The organism is Balneola sp. (genome assembly GCA_002694685.1).
Lineage (GTDB): Bacteria > Bacteroidota > Rhodothermia > Balneolales > Balneolaceae > Gracilimonas.
This window is the reverse complement of the sequence record NZMW01000011.1, coordinates 38,376-52,551: the sequence shown is the minus strand read 5'-3', so window position 1 is coordinate 52,551 and position 14,176 is coordinate 38,376. Positions and strand designations below refer to the sequence as shown.

Sequence of the window (14,176 nt, the reverse complement as noted above, 5' to 3'; positions counted from 1 at the left end):
TTGTGGGCAGGTAGCCGAACTGGTTTGGGTTCACGGTCATGGTCAATGTTCTGCTTGTGGAATCAACGCTGAAGAATGCTGCAGGGGGGAGACTAAGTGTTGAAGTGTTAGAGTGTTTAAGTATCAACACGTAAGCACTTAAGCACTTAAACACCTAAACACTTTTATACTTTCAATAGTCGTACTGCCAGCGAATATCGATTCCTTGCCGGTTATCATCTCCCTGGGTAATAATTAGATCCAGATTTTTGGTAAGAAGATATTCCAGGATAAAGAGTGTTTCAGGAGTCGTGCTGCTGATCTCATTCACAATAGCGAAGAAGGTGCGTCGGTTTAAGTACCAACCTGTTTTGATAGACGTACCTCCGTTTATCGAGGAGTTGTCAATCTGAACGACGTCAATGCCCAGCTGCTGGGTAGCGAGAGCTTCAAATTCATCCAAAAGCACATCTACCAGTAAATCGGTTGGGGAAGAGCCGCCGCTTCCACTCACCACTTGTTGCCAGGATTCAAGAGCATAGCAAGGTTTGTTGAACAAGGTGTAACAGATTATATCTTGCTGTTCCATTTGTGGCTGGCTTTCAAATCGGAAAGTCGGATCTTGGGCATTTCCCTCAATAATGTAGTAGAGGATAATAGGGTCGCCCTGTTTTTGCGATGATTGAGGCACATAACTGGTTTTGATAAATAAATCAGGCTCCTCGACCGGCCCGCTGAAAGTAAACGTACCTTCATCCAGCGTAAATTGCTTGCCAAGAGGGCGCACATATCCGCGTTGAGCATCTAAAGTGCCGAATAGTTGCAGGTCTTCGCTTCGTTGCTTCTGGGCATCCAGCTCTCCGGTGAGTGCAATTTCCAAGTCAAGATATCTGCTATTTCGAATCAGGAAATTCCGCTCAATAACAAACCGCATATCCATTGCAAGGGAGTCATAAGCGCTGAACGAAGAAGTTTCTTCACCTTCAAGTTCTATGGTCTCAACCGATTTTTCCCCAAAATCCTGAAGAAATACAAAGCCGTTCTTAACCCGTAATTCTCCGGATGCTTTAGGCTGGGTTGGCTTACCGGTGAGTTTACTGTCCAGGTCTATAGTTAGGTTATAATCGGAAGTGTTGGCCAACCGGAATCGGTTTGCTTTGGCTGTTATGTCTAAGTTAGTTGGAACAATACCTTCCAAATCAATATTTCCCGAAGCTGAAAAGGAGCCGCTTCCACTGCGGGCACTAAGCTGACTAAGCTGTAAGCCAGACTGACTAAAGTTGAGTTCAGAAGTAATTCCTGTCAATTTTATACCTGCGATTGGTACTGAAATTTGGCCGTTCTGCAGTCGGAAATATCCTTTTGGCGTGAGGGTATTCGTAGTCCCTTCAATATTGATATCAGCATTCAGAACTCCGCGTAATCGGTTTAGATATTGTTTATCAAGGAAGTCATTGAACACCGAAAGGTTAAAGTTGTCGGTGATCATGTTTACCGAAATAGAATCAGTTTCATCCGGCATATTTAAAGCCATGGTTCTGAAATCGACAGAGATTGGTAATCTGGAGCGGATAGATGCAGCCGTCTGCCCCTGGGCATTAATTTCGGCATTTGTAGTTACGTTTTTCTCAAGGTGATGGTATTTGAATTCAGCAAAAGCAGAATCAATTTTAATGCCGGAAAGAGTAGGGTCTCCCAGTGTTAAAGCGCCATCAAAATTAGGCTCGCCAGCCGTTCCGGAAAGCTCCCCGTTAAAGCTGATAATACCTTCGGTTCCGGTAATTTGATACGCATCTAATATGCTTTGAAATTCACTCAGCCGAACGGGATTGATAACGAGTACTCCACTTACCGATTCCCTGAAGAAAGCATCGCCCAAAGTCTCTGGATCTTCAGGAACAAACGGGATATCCAGATTTCCATATACTTTTTCCTCTCCATTCATAATCAGCCCAAGCTCGGCTTTAAGTCGCTTGGAGGCGATGTAATATTCGAGGTCTAAAACATCAACATTTGTACCTTTATAGACCAGATTATCGACGGTAAACTGGCCGTCGCCTGATAATTCTTCCGGGCTATTTTTAAAGCTCAGGTTACCGGAAAGAATTCCATCAACAAAACGCTCATCAAAAAGAATTTCCTGGATGACACCAAAGTTAAAATCCCGTCCACTCGCCCAGGCTTCCTGATTAAGGGAGTCGGCGTATGGGATTGCTAAACTCATATATGTTCCGTCATCTGAGCTTAGTACAAGCGTATCGGTTTGTATTGAGGCATCCTGATAAGTGAGGTTGAACGGTGCCTGAAGTGAAAGTAAACTGGCCGGCGTTTGGAAAGTGAAGGTATTCCATAGGATATGTGTTTTGAGTGATTCAAGGCTGACACCGAAGTTTCCGGACTGTGAAATTTTCCCGGCATCATCACTGGAGATATCGAGGTTGAAGTTCCCGGAGACAGAGTCGGGACTCGCGGTGCCCAAAGTAGAGAGACTGATATCCTGAAGGCTTAAATCATTAAAAGTGGGTTCTGTGATATTAAGAGAGAAATCATACCCATACTGATCCTGAATAGATATTTTGGTATTTCCTGAAATGGAGTTTGCGTAGAATAAAGTGTCGTAATTAATATCATTAAGCTGAATTCCACCATCAAATAGGAGGTTTCCGGGGGTAATTTCTGTCACATTTCCTGTAACTGTACCCGAAGCACTCAACGTTTGAGCTCCGACCAAAGAGGCTAACGGCTGCAGGTTTTTGATCTGCATATCAAGGTTGAACTTATTTAAAGGATCGGACTGATCTTCGAGATTTCGGCGACCGGAAAACTCTCCTTCAATCACTTCGCTATTTAGCTCTCCTTCAGATATTGTGAGAATATTATTATTCAGATTAGCGATAATGTTCAGCCGATCAAAAGAAGCCCCATTGGCATAGCTGGAATCAATAAGAAGGTTAGCTTGAAGTTCTAATTTCTCCGGATCGAAGTAAGTGCCTGAGCCATTGGCTTTTAGATTAATTCGGGTTGGGAATTCCTCGAGTCCATTCACTTCAGTTAAATCAAATTCAGATGTATTCAGGTCAAAATTATAAGTCGGTTTTTCGCTTGAATAATCATTGAGTACCGTAGAGAAGTTAATACGGTCAGTAAGTAGCTGTACAAAGCCATCAACACGTAGCGAATCTTTGTTGATGCTTCCATCAATATCAAATAGCGAGATCACCTGACCGTTGACTCTTAGTGTGTCATCCACAACGCTTGGAAAAATCGCTACAGGTTTTCCATTTTCATCTTCTTTGATCCTTGGAGGCCGGTTCATGGATCTGGATGTTTTGAGACTGAAAGTCCAGGTCTCGTCAGAAAGCTCGAACCCTTTACCAGCAGCATTGCCTCTGAAACTTAACTCACCGGTTAATTCAGGGTTTTGTAACCACCATCCAATATCCAGATTAGAAGCAAAAAGGGGAGCCCGCCAGTTTGGTGAGTCACCAAATAGTTGATCTACATAAGGGTTGATGACAATTTTATCTTCCCCATCACTAACTTGGAAATTAGATCGTAGCTCTCCATTTATAATGGTGCCGCTTCCAAAAAATCGCTCAAATACATACTGCTGATAGCTAATATCATAAAAAGTAAATCCCCAGGTGGCATTCATGGCAGGGTAATCTTGTGTGATTTGTCCCTCAACGGTCGCCTGAAAACCGGAGATGGTAGCTTTTACAGAATCATTTGTGAAATAACCGACATCAATATTTTGAGCGCTTACCCCAAATTTTGTCAGGGTTGGGCTTCTCGTGAAAGAAAGATCGGAGATGGCAACAAAGTCATCAAAGCCTTCACCTTCTGCTTTCAATTCAATGTGCAACGAATCGGGATTTCCACCTGCTTTTAAGCTAATCTGCAGTTCCTGTGCAGGAATTTCCTGAGTTAAATAAGGCTGAATATCTGCAAAGGAAATGGGCCGGGTATCGGCTTGAGCCTGTAGTGTCGAGTCCTGAAGATTTGCAAAACCATTAGCCTTCAACATGGAACGGCCTGTTTCAATAACCAATTGGTTTAGTGTGATTTCCTGATCGGAATAAGAACCCGACGTTTCAAAAGCGATTGGGTTTGGAAGCCTGCCTTCTATCAGTTTAAAAGAGAGGGAGGATAGCGAGGCTGAAATTTCATCATATAAACTAAAACCAGCTGAGGCATTTAGGTCTTTTACCCGCAAAGTTGAATCCGGGAGGTAAGAATGTGACCGTACAAATATATTGCTGTTATTGAGATTTATAGCCTGAATATCTACGGCAAAAGGCGTGCTTGAGCTGTCTTCAACTTGACCCTTGGGAGTGGCGGGTTTTATCAATTGCTGAACATTAAAGGTGCTGTCAGCGGTTTCAATTACATTGGCATTTAAGCCTGAAATACTGACTTGGGAAGCACTGAAAGTATAGTCGAGTAAGCTCCAAATGTTGTATTGAATTCGTGCGGTATCTAGAGTAGCAAGAGTGTCAGATTGAGTGATTGTCAGGTTAATGATTGAGAAGTCATTCCATAAATCACCGTTAATATCACCGATACTTAGGGTTCCGTTCAGCTGCTGATTTGCAAGTTCAGTGACTTTGCTTTTTGCAAAGTTATGTACAGCTGATGTTTTGAGCGAGAACCGAAGCGCAGTAGCCAAAACGACTAAGCTGAATATAGTCCACCCTAAAGCTTTTAAGATACGGACTGCGATATGTGGTTTGTTTTCACTCATACGTTAAAATGCTTGCCCTATACTAAAGTGGAGGCCCCACCGGTCCCAGGCACTTCCAAAATTCTGCCCCTGATAAATACGTAAATCCTCATCAGTAGGGTTGACTTTATAAGCGAGGTCAATCCGGATTGGGCCAATAGGGGATTGATACCTGAAGCCTCCTCCAACACCAAATTGTATTGGGCTTGTGCCGGTATCACCAAAATTTCTCCAAACCTGTCCGCCATCTAAAAAAGCAGCAACGCCAAAGCCTTTGATTAAGTCATTCAGCTGAAAACGAAATTCGGTATTAAAACTAACCATCGCACGGCCACCAATCGGGACAAATTGTTCAAACTCTCCTTGTTCATTAATGATGGCGCGCTTAGGCCCCAGTTCCTGCCGGTTCCATCCACGGACGGAGTTTGTGCCTCCACTGTATATTCGAATATCGGATGGGAGAGAGTCTTGCTTGGCATAATAGATTCCGGCAAAGTTTAACCGTTTGGCGAATACAATGTTGTCAGTTAAGGATGTGAACTTCCGGGTATCCATGCCAAATTCCTGGAAGCTGTAGGTTGCTTCTCCAAATAGTCCTGATAACTCCCAAAAAGGTTGAAGAGACCACCCTTTTTGACCTCGACGCAGACTCTTAGAATAAAAAGCATTCAAATTAAAAGAGGAAACGTTGTAAGCTTCGATACTGTCTGGCAGGCTTTCCTGTGAATTTAAGGTAACCTCATTGTTCAGGGTAAATTCATAGGAAATAGTACCCGTAAGATTCGGGCTATATTGATAGATAAAACTACTGACAGCACCACCTCGAACAATTTCATAAGAAGGCTCCAGCTTGTGCTGTACAAATGGAGAAAGTACCAGCGAGCTTTTCGTGTTATACAAGTACGGAAACAAGTAGGTAGTCCCAAATCGTTGCTCAATGGCTGATGCATTCGCAGTAACAGTCAGTCGTTCACCACGGCTCCGTACATTTCGATGTGTCCACGAAGCTTGTCCGCGGAATATTTTATAGAAATCAGCCCAGCCGTCATCAATGCGGGTTAAGTTACCAACCCCAAACTGAAGCTGAACAGACCGAAGGGGAGCTTCTTTAACACGAACCTGGACATTTATGGAAGAATCTTGGGGTTGTTCAGGAATGTTAATCAATGCAAAGCGAAGGAGATGATGACTGAATACCTCACGTTGTGCTTCCCTGAGTTTGTTTTCGCGGAATAATTCACCACGGTCAATTCCAGTTTCGCGAATAATGTATTTTGCAGCCAGATTTTCTTCTCCCTCAACAATAACAGAATCAAACCGTGCTCGTGGCCCCGGTGTGCTTATCAGGTTTAGGTAGGCTTTTTTAGAAACGCTGTCAATATCTGCATTGATTTGAGTTTTGGCATAAGGATAACCAAGGTTTCTCAGGGATCCGGTGAGCCGTCCTTCCTCCTCAGTTATATTAATCGTCTCGTATCGCTGTCCCTTTTTATATGGTAGTTTTTTCTTGATCTGGCTAAAATCATCATTGTTAATAATAAGGGAGCTGTCTTCTTCAGATGAGGCAATTTCAAAATCAACCGTCTCAATTCGAATAGGTGTGTTTTCCGTAATTTCGAATATGACTGATTTCCTCCAGTCTTTATTCAAGTCTTCTATTCTGTAGTTCACTATTACATCATCAAATCCACGCCGCTGGTAAAACCGCTGTATCCGGATAACGTCCCTTTTTACCTCATTGAGGTTTAGCAGCATTCCCGGTTTTTTCCAAAAGATTAACTTTTTTAAGGGAGAGGGAGATTCATTGTAAATCACATCTTTGATTACAATAGATTCAAAAGTTCTGTTTCCTTCAACCTTAACACTCCATACCCGTGGTGGTACCGGATCATCAGAATCATCCTGTGCATTTGCCATATTAAATGACAGGCAGAAGACGCCAAGTAGCGAGAGCAGCCGAATTAGAAGTTTTAAATTAGTAGTAAACAAACGAGTGATTTATATTATTTGAGATAAGTATAACTGAATGTTAGTTATCTTTGAAATCTTAGTTTAAGCTTTAAATTTTGTTGCATTATTAATGCAAGCAACGTCCTTTTATGATTAAGTATTTTCTGGTAACAATTGTTTCACTATTGCTGATTTCGTGCAAAAGCACGGAAGAGTTTACAGGCTTTTCTTACGATCCACCTGACGTCACCAATACGACCGACAAAAAAATAAAACTTCAAGATCGTAGGGTAATTGGGGTTGGCTCACCAAAGGTCTGGATTAGTAACGAATTTGAAGGCGCTCGCGTGAATGATTTTTATGCTGTTAATGACTCCACATTTGAGGTTTTTATCGAGTCGGAAAATTATCCTATAAATAATAGTCCATGGTACGCTTTTAAAGTATGGAGCGATACCGTTCGAACAGCAAAGATAAGGCTAAATTACCGGGATGCCACACACAGATATATTCCAAAGCTGCAGAGCTGGGTATGGCCCGACAGTATCTGGAAAGAGCAAATGCAATTACCCGTTGAATATGACACGGTATCCGGCACGGCCTCATTTAATGTGCTTCTCGCCAAAGATCCAATCATAATAAGTGGACAGCCTTTGAACACATCCTCAGAAATAAAGCCCGAGCTTAAAAAGCGAGGTGTGCTTGGCAAAGATTTTGTACAGATAGAAGAAGCTGGAAAATCTAAGCTTGGACGCACTATTTGGAAGCTGGAGATTACCGAAGTTCCGGAAGGTCAGAAGGCACCTGTTCTGGCTATGGTGGGTCGGCAGCACCCTCCCGAAGTGACTGGGTACGTTGCCTCATTATTTTTCCTGGAGGAACTGGCCTCAGATACGGACTTAGCAAAAAGATTCCGAGAGACCTTTATAGTAGAAGCATTTCCAATGCTAAATCCAGATGGGGTTGATATGGGCCACTGGCGGCATAATGCCGGAGGTGTTGACTTAAACAGGGATTGGGAAAACTTCAATCAACCCGAAAACAGAGTGGTGAGAGATGCCCTGACGCCTATTAAAAAAGATGAATCAAAAGTGATGTTCTATGCGCTGGATTTTCATTCAACCAACGAAAATATCTTTTATCCAATTAATGAAGAAGTGAGAACGTCTCCGGATAACATCACACAAAAATGGACTGGAAAGGTGGTTTCGGAAAACCCGAATGTGGCTTTCAATATTGAAGAATTTGACACTTCATCTCCTATTGCAAAAAACTGGTTTTATCATACCTTTGGCATTGATGCGGTTACTTACGAGGTAAACGATAAAATCACGGAGGAGGATATGGAGGCCGTATCACGCTCAGCCATAAGGTCTCTTATGCAGTTATTATTGGATGAATGGGAGAAAACAGCTCTTGAAAACTAAATTTGGGATGCACATATTCTGGACAATTAAATAAAAGGCAATGACAGGTTCACAAGTACTACTAGAAGGAATTTATAACTGGAAGCTAAGACTGGTTTTGAGTGCATTACTTTGCATCATGGGCTTAGGCATTTTAATAAGCATGGCACTTGGGTTGGTTGTAGAACTCTCGGTACTTGACCGGTCTATAGTTGGTATAGCTATTTTTATGGTGGGTACGCCCGCTTACCTTATTGCAAGTAACCTCGGTAAAGTAGATCAATATACTATAGCCGGATTCTTGAATGAAAGCCTGAAAGAAATTGATGGCGATGCTGAAGTATTAGTCAAGAAAGAAGCTGAGCTGGCTCCGGAAGAAAAGTCTCGCCGGGAGCAGTTAGAAGCTTTTTTTATTGAAAACCCACTCTACAACTTCCTGCCTGATAAACCAGTTAAGCAAGCCTACTTCCTGTTCTTAGTTTCTTTGATTGCAAGTTTTGCAATTTGGTACGTAGAGCATTCTTAATTTCTAGTGCGTCAAAATATTAGACAAGAAGAAGGCAGAAATCAGCAAGTATCTTTTCTTTTTTAAGTCCCATCTTCAAACTGTTCAGTAACTAAATCTGTTATATTTTAGCTGCTTTAACTAAGAGAAAAGCACATATATATGGGCCATAATCATAATCATCATCACCACCATCATCATAATAATGTAGATGATGCCTCTATTTGGAAGCTGTGGGCTTCTATATTCTTTAATCTGGCAATCACCATTGCTGAGTTTGTGGGTGGTATACTTTCCAATAGCTTAGCTCTTCTTTCTGATGCTATCCACAACCTGAACGACACGATGTCGTTAGGAATAACCCTAGTTGCCAAGAAGATTTCAAAAAAGGGAGCCAATCCCTCCAAAACATTTGGTTACAAACGAGCTGAAATTATCGGTGCTTTTATAAACCTGATTACATTGGTGATTGTAGCTTTATTCCTGATCAAAGAAGGAGTAGAGCGCTTTTTTGATCCTCAGCCTATTGATGGTTACATCATGTTTGTGGTAGCTATTGTAGGATTGATAGGAAATTTTGCAACGGCTGCATTACTCTGGAAAGACTCGAAAGATAACATCAACATGAGGAGTGCTTTCATCCATATTCTGTCAGATGGACTTTCTTCGGTTGGGGTGATTATTGGCGGTTGGTTAATTCTGAAGTATGAGTGGTATATCGTAGATACGATTCTGACAGTTATAATTGGGATCTACATTCTTTGGCATTCCTATTATATGCTTCGTGAAACCATCAATATTTTGATGGAGTCGAAGCCGGAGGGCATTGATATTTCTGAGCTCACAACCAGTATGAAAAGCGTAGAAAAAGTGTGCGATGTGCATCATGTCCATGTTTGGAGGCTTGATGAAAAGAGCACTTTATTAGAAAGCCATGTAGTTATCGAAAAAGACGATATTGGTGATATGGAGTCTATAAAATCATCCCTTAAAAAAATACTGCACGACGAGTTCGAAATTCATCACAGTACGCTCGAGTTTGAATTTGAACCATGTGGAGCTCACAGCCACGAAGTTGTTCATAAGCATTAGAGTTTTCATTATCGCAGAAGTGCTGTGTTGATGAAGTTTCGTATTTAGCGACTTTAATGATCATAAGAATTAATGATTATCTTCAACAAACTTTGAAAAAATACCAAGAATGAAGAAACTACTTTTATTAGCATTACCCTTTTTAGTAATTGCCTGCGGAAATAACCCGGATGTAATTGAAGATATGGGAGACGCTTCTTTCAAGTTGGTAGATGCAGATAGTAACAGCGTTACCTTCCCCGATGATTTTGAAGGCGATTATGTGGTGATGGGATTTATATATACCAATTGCCCGGATATATGCTCATTGATAACACAGAACCTGGTAAAGATCCAAAAAGACCTGAACTACCCGGAGGATGTTCAGTTTATAGCAGCTACTTTTGATCCAAACAGAGACACCCCATCAGCATTAAAAAAATATGGAAATGCATTTGGCGTGGATAAAAACTTCACCTTTCTAACGGGAGACTCCACCGAAGTTTTTGCACTGATGGACAGTGCTCGTGTTCGCAGCCAGATTTCGTTATCACGAGAAACCGAGAGTGGAGAGAAGTTGTATTTTATCAATCACTCAGACAAAATCATGGTTCTTGATAAACAAGCAAGGGTGATTTTTGAGTATGGCGGCAGCCAAAAAATGATCCCTTCTTTAGTCGTTGAAGATTTAAATAAAGTACGATGAGAAAAGCAGTATTAGTTATAGTGGCAGGAATGTTTCTGACAGCTTGTTCTAATGACAAGCCTGTTCCCCAAGAAAATCAAATTACTGAGCGGGTTCGCCCAGCAGCTTTAGGAGGCACAACAGCAGCTTATTTTGTTTATACCAATCCATTAGAAAAAGCCGATACCTTGATTGCAATACAGGCTGATTTTGCAGCAATGGCTCAGGTTCACGAATCATATGAAACAGAAGATGGGATGATGGGGATGAGGGAGCAAAAAGAAGTTATAGTTCAGCCCGGTGAGGAGTTGCGTTTCAGGCAAGGCGGACTCCACGTTATGCTCATGAATACAAACCGGGAACTTGCTCTGGGTGATTCTGTTCAGTTAGGGTTGAATTTTTCAAACGCCGGAGTAGTTGATAAAAAACTACCGGTACTTCAATAGGTTTGAACAAATAGAGGATACGCGATGCAAGAATTAGTGAGCGCTGTAGAACAAACTCAGGTTTTGGTCGCTTTTGTTGGTCTTGTTATTCTATTCTTGATAGAGAGCATTCACCCCTTTTTTGATTTTTTTAAAGGATCCTTCAAAAACCGAGGGCGACATTTTTTGGCTAACATCAGTTTGGGAGTGGTAAATGCGCTTATGAATGCCCTGATATTTGTAGGGCTTTGGCTATGGGCATCTACATGGGCTGATAATCATAATTTCGGGTTACTAAACTGGCTGGAAAGCTCATTTCCCGCTTTCGCTGGATGGCCAAGGGTAGTAGTTGCGGTACTTATATTTGATATCTGGATGTACGCCTGGCACCGGATGAATCACCGAATACCCTTTCTATGGAGGTTTCATCGGGTTCATCATTCAGATCCCAATATGGATGTTTCTACAGCAACGAGGTTTCACACAGGTGAGATTTTGTTCTCTTCAATATTGAGAATTCCAATCATTATCATCACTGGATTGTACCTGTGGGAATTGCTGATTTATGGAATTTTGGTAGCTATCGTTGTTCAGTTTCATCATGCTAACATCAACCTCCCTGGCAAGATGGATTCTATTTTAAGATGGGTGATTGTGACCCCGCATATGCATAAAGTTCATCACTCTCGGTGGCAGCCGGAAACGGATTCAAACTACAGTACCATTTTTTCTTTTTGGGATCGGATTTGGAGCACATTTCGTCTACATGATCCTTTAGAAACAATTAAAATGGGTCTGGATGAATTTGATTCAGAAGAAGATCAGCAGGTGAAAGGAATGTTTTCCATGCCGTTTAGAGAAGGGAAGAAAGAAGAGTGACGCTTTTATTTCATACAAATAAAAAAGGCTGCCGGGGAACACCCGACAGCCTCAACCACTTAACCAATCAGATTACTCTATCGTAAACTGAACCATTACTATGTTTTGCATTTCGTCAAATACGGGGGGATCGTCTGATCCTTCAGAACCATCGAAATCGTAAGACCCGATTGTTCCATTATCGATGTGCAACATCGCCCATACTTTTTCTCCTGACTCTACGGTCTCTCCTTCGTCAAGCTCAATTACCAAATCATTATTGGCGCCTGTGTAAACCTGACCGTGTCCAATGCTTGCGGGCACAACAGGGCTGTCGCTGCCTGTATCTCTGTGAAGCACTACAAAACCTATTTGGTTAGTCATAGTTTCTGAAATGGTAATCATTCCATCTTCAGCAGTTTGATTTTCGACCATTACGGCTGGGGAAGCGGAACCACTCACAGTAATACTGGTTAAAAGAATTCCGTTTGCGGTGATAACCGGTTGGTCATGTGGGCCGGCTCCGTCAAATTCATACTCACCAATAACACCGGTGTCATAGTGCGCCATTGGGTAAAGAACATCTCCATCTTCTACTACTACACCTTCATTAAAAGTAATTTGAACGTCGGTATTCATTCCTTCTGAAATAGGAGCTTTACCAATAATTTCAGGTATCTGCGGTCCGTCGTTGTTAGCATTAGATGCATGAACTACAATCCACCCATCAGTGTCAGACTCAACATCAACAGAAATGGAGTTGTCCATAACCATTTGGTCCTCAGCTGTTATTGTGGACATGTTTTCAATCACTTCAAACGAAGTAAGTACAATATCGCCGGCGGGAGTGATTACTGGTAAATCTAATCCGCTATTACCGTCAAATTCATACTCGCCAATTGTTCCCGTATCATAATGGAGCATTGGGAAAAGGTTATCACCGGTAGAGACTTCAGCTCCTTCATTAAGAACAATTTCAACGTTCTCATTTACACCGGCTGTAACTGGAGCTTTACCAATAATTTCAGGGATCTGTGGTCCGTCATTATTAGCATTTGGACCATGAATTACAATCCAGCCATCTTCTGCGGCTGATACCGATGTGATTCTAAAGATATTCCCTCTGTTAACCTGATCCATTGATGTTATTGAAGGATCGGTTTGAGAGATAGAAAACGAAGTCATGACGATTTCGTCATTGAGGGTTACAGGAAGGTCTAGCCCACTGCTTCCGTCAAATTCGTATTCGCCGATTGTTCCGGTATCCTCGTGAAGCATAGCCCAGAGGGTTTCATTATTCTGTACGCCTTCTTCTAATTGAATAGAAACGTCAGTGTTTGTACCGGCTTCAACCATAGCTTTTCCGATAATTTCAGGAACCTGAGGTCCGTTACCGTCAGCATTAGAGCGGTGAATTACAATCCAGCCATTTTCTGGGGATACTACATTAGAAATGACTACTTGGTTACCGCTGGAGGTGCCCTGGGTATTAACAGCTACCGATGGAATATCGCCATCGTTTTCTCCTGAGGAGTTATTATTGTCGCAGGCTGTGAAGGAAAGTCCGACAGCAGCCAAAATGATGAATAATTTATTTAATGATTTCATAATAATTGTTACTTGATGATTTTTTATTTCTAGTCTGGTTTTGAATACGAGGTGAGTTTTCAATCAGATTGTTGATTTCTGATTTTTCTTAAAATCGTATGCCTTTTGGTCCGAATATTTTCAATAACTGACTACTAAGAAGGGTTGAAATAGGCATTGACTAGAAATGGAGAAAAGATGCCGGGTGTGGTAGGTTTCTATTAAGGGAGGAGGAAATAAAAAAGCCTTGATCTATCAAAACCAAGGCTTTATTGAGTTATTCGGAGTATAATTTGCCAATCTCTTAATCTCGGCAAGAGAAAATACGAATCGAATAAAGTCTTGGATTGGAATTAAAAAGGGGTGTAGCTAATGTGACCTTAGCTATTCTATAGAGAAGTGGGACAAGTGGAAAAGAAATGAGTAGTGGGAAAGGTGGTTTAGAGGTACTCTACAACGGCGGTTATCTGGCCCTGAAAGTGGCCCTTCAGGTTTTGTGAGTTTTTAACTAAGCCATTTACTGAAATGTTGTGTTCGCCTTTGTCATTAGAGACTTGATTAATGGAGAGCGAATCAAGGTTGATTGCTTCACCGTTTTCATTTCTTAAAGAATTCGAGTTAATGACGCTGACATTTACATCAGTTCCGGGGGCAGCAACTAAAGAAAAAGCGCCTGCTTTCACCGTATTATTCTGTTCTAACGCCAAAGTACTCAGGTCAATAATGGCATCTTCGACGGAAGTGAATCCTGCGCCGCTTACAACTTCAACTCTGGCCTGCATAACAGCAGTAGTCTGAGCTTGTGCTGAGAACCCGATTCCTGAAACCAATAAGGCCACTATGTATAAAGCTGTTTTCATTAAGAGGTGTTTCTTTAATTCATCCACAAAATATTAAATTTCTTTAATATTAAAAAACTCTAATGTTTATAAATGTAGTAATTCTCTTCCATTAGTCTAAAAAAGAGGGCTCAAATAGCTATAAAGG

10 protein-coding genes are annotated in these 14,176 nt (G+C 41.6%); 6 read left to right on the top strand and 4 right to left on the bottom strand.

The features are described from left to right. Window positions 1–172: 172 nt before the first annotated feature. The gene (locus CL667_12610; GenBank protein ID MAL18539.1) at window positions 173–4,723 is read right to left on the bottom strand and encodes a hypothetical protein; all 4,551 of its coding nucleotides are present in this window, start codon (window positions 4,721–4,723) and stop codon (window positions 173–175) included. Window positions 4,724–4,726: 3 nt separating this feature from the next. Then, entirely contained in the window at window positions 4,727–6,619 is a 1,893-nt protein-coding gene (locus tag CL667_12605) for a hypothetical protein (GenBank protein ID MAL18538.1), read from the bottom strand. A 182-nt stretch (window positions 6,620–6,801) separates the two neighbouring features. Here CL667_12605 and CL667_12600 point away from each other — a divergent pair, with 182 nt between their 5' ends. The 6 genes from CL667_12600 to CL667_12575 all read left to right on the top strand — a co-directional run bounded on the left by CL667_12600 (window position 6,802) and on the right by CL667_12575 (window position 11,623). Beyond that, window positions 6,802–8,079 carry a hypothetical protein gene (locus tag CL667_12600; protein ID MAL18537.1) on the top strand — a complete coding sequence of 426 codons (1,278 nt, stop codon included), beginning with the start codon at window positions 6,802–6,804 and terminating at the stop codon, window positions 8,077–8,079. Window positions 8,080–8,119: 40 nt separating this feature from the next. Continuing rightward, entirely contained in the window at window positions 8,120–8,584 is a 465-nt protein-coding gene (locus tag CL667_12595; GenBank protein ID MAL18536.1) for a hypothetical protein, read from the top strand. A 141-nt stretch (window positions 8,585–8,725) separates the two neighbouring features. Next, window positions 8,726–9,655: a cation transporter gene (locus CL667_12590; protein ID MAL18535.1), complete on the top strand. Its 930-nt coding sequence runs from the start codon at window positions 8,726–8,728 to the stop codon at window positions 9,653–9,655. Window positions 9,656–9,764: 109 nt separating this feature from the next. Next, window positions 9,765–10,340 (top strand): SCO family protein, encoded by a 576-nt coding sequence (locus CL667_12585; GenBank protein MAL18534.1) that lies wholly within the window; start codon window positions 9,765–9,767, stop codon window positions 10,338–10,340. Continuing rightward, window positions 10,337–10,765: a hypothetical protein gene (locus tag CL667_12580; protein ID MAL18533.1), complete on the top strand. Its 429-nt coding sequence runs from the start codon at window positions 10,337–10,339 to the stop codon at window positions 10,763–10,765. Before CL667_12585 ends, CL667_12580 begins: the two co-directional genes overlap by 4 nt. Before the next feature lie 24 nt (window positions 10,766–10,789). Then, window positions 10,790–11,623: a fatty acid hydroxylase gene (locus CL667_12575; protein ID MAL18532.1), complete on the top strand. Its 834-nt coding sequence runs from the start codon at window positions 10,790–10,792 to the stop codon at window positions 11,621–11,623. A gap of 72 nt (window positions 11,624–11,695) precedes the next feature. On the opposite strand, the gene CL667_12570 is transcribed toward CL667_12575, so the two are convergent. Together CL667_12570 and CL667_12565 are read right to left on the bottom strand one after the other, a co-directional pair. Further along, window positions 11,696–13,210, bottom strand: a complete 1,515-nt coding sequence (locus tag CL667_12570) for a hypothetical protein (GenBank protein ID MAL18531.1) — start codon at window positions 13,208–13,210, stop codon at window positions 11,696–11,698. A 419-nt stretch (window positions 13,211–13,629) separates the two neighbouring features. Continuing rightward, on the bottom strand, window positions 13,630–14,049 hold the full coding sequence (locus tag CL667_12565) for a hypothetical protein (GenBank protein MAL18530.1): 420 nt from the start codon (window positions 14,047–14,049) through the stop codon (window positions 13,630–13,632). Window positions 14,050–14,176: the final 127 nt, after the last annotated feature.

Coding starts and splice junctions, on each gene's coding strand:
- CL667_12610 (MAL18539.1), bottom strand. CDS start 4,723: ATGAGTGAAAACAAACCACATATCGCAGTCCGTATCTTAAAAGCTTTA.
- CL667_12605 (MAL18538.1), bottom strand. CDS start 6,619: ATGGCAAATGCACAGGATGATTCTGATGATCCGGTACCACCACGGGTA.
- CL667_12600 (MAL18537.1), top strand. CDS start 6,802: ATGATTAAGTATTTTCTGGTAACAATTGTTTCACTATTGCTGATTTCG.
- CL667_12595 (MAL18536.1), top strand. CDS start 8,120: ATGACAGGTTCACAAGTACTACTAGAAGGAATTTATAACTGGAAGCTA.
- CL667_12590 (MAL18535.1), top strand. CDS start 8,726: ATGGGCCATAATCATAATCATCATCACCACCATCATCATAATAATGTA.
- CL667_12585 (MAL18534.1), top strand. CDS start 9,765: ATGAAGAAACTACTTTTATTAGCATTACCCTTTTTAGTAATTGCCTGC.
- CL667_12580 (MAL18533.1), top strand. CDS start 10,337: ATGAGAAAAGCAGTATTAGTTATAGTGGCAGGAATGTTTCTGACAGCT.
- CL667_12575 (MAL18532.1), top strand. CDS start 10,790: ATGCAAGAATTAGTGAGCGCTGTAGAACAAACTCAGGTTTTGGTCGCT.
- CL667_12570 (MAL18531.1), bottom strand. CDS start 13,210: ATGAAATCATTAAATAAATTATTCATCATTTTGGCTGCTGTCGGACTT.
- CL667_12565 (MAL18530.1), bottom strand. CDS start 14,049: ATGAAAACAGCTTTATACATAGTGGCCTTATTGGTTTCAGGAATCGGG.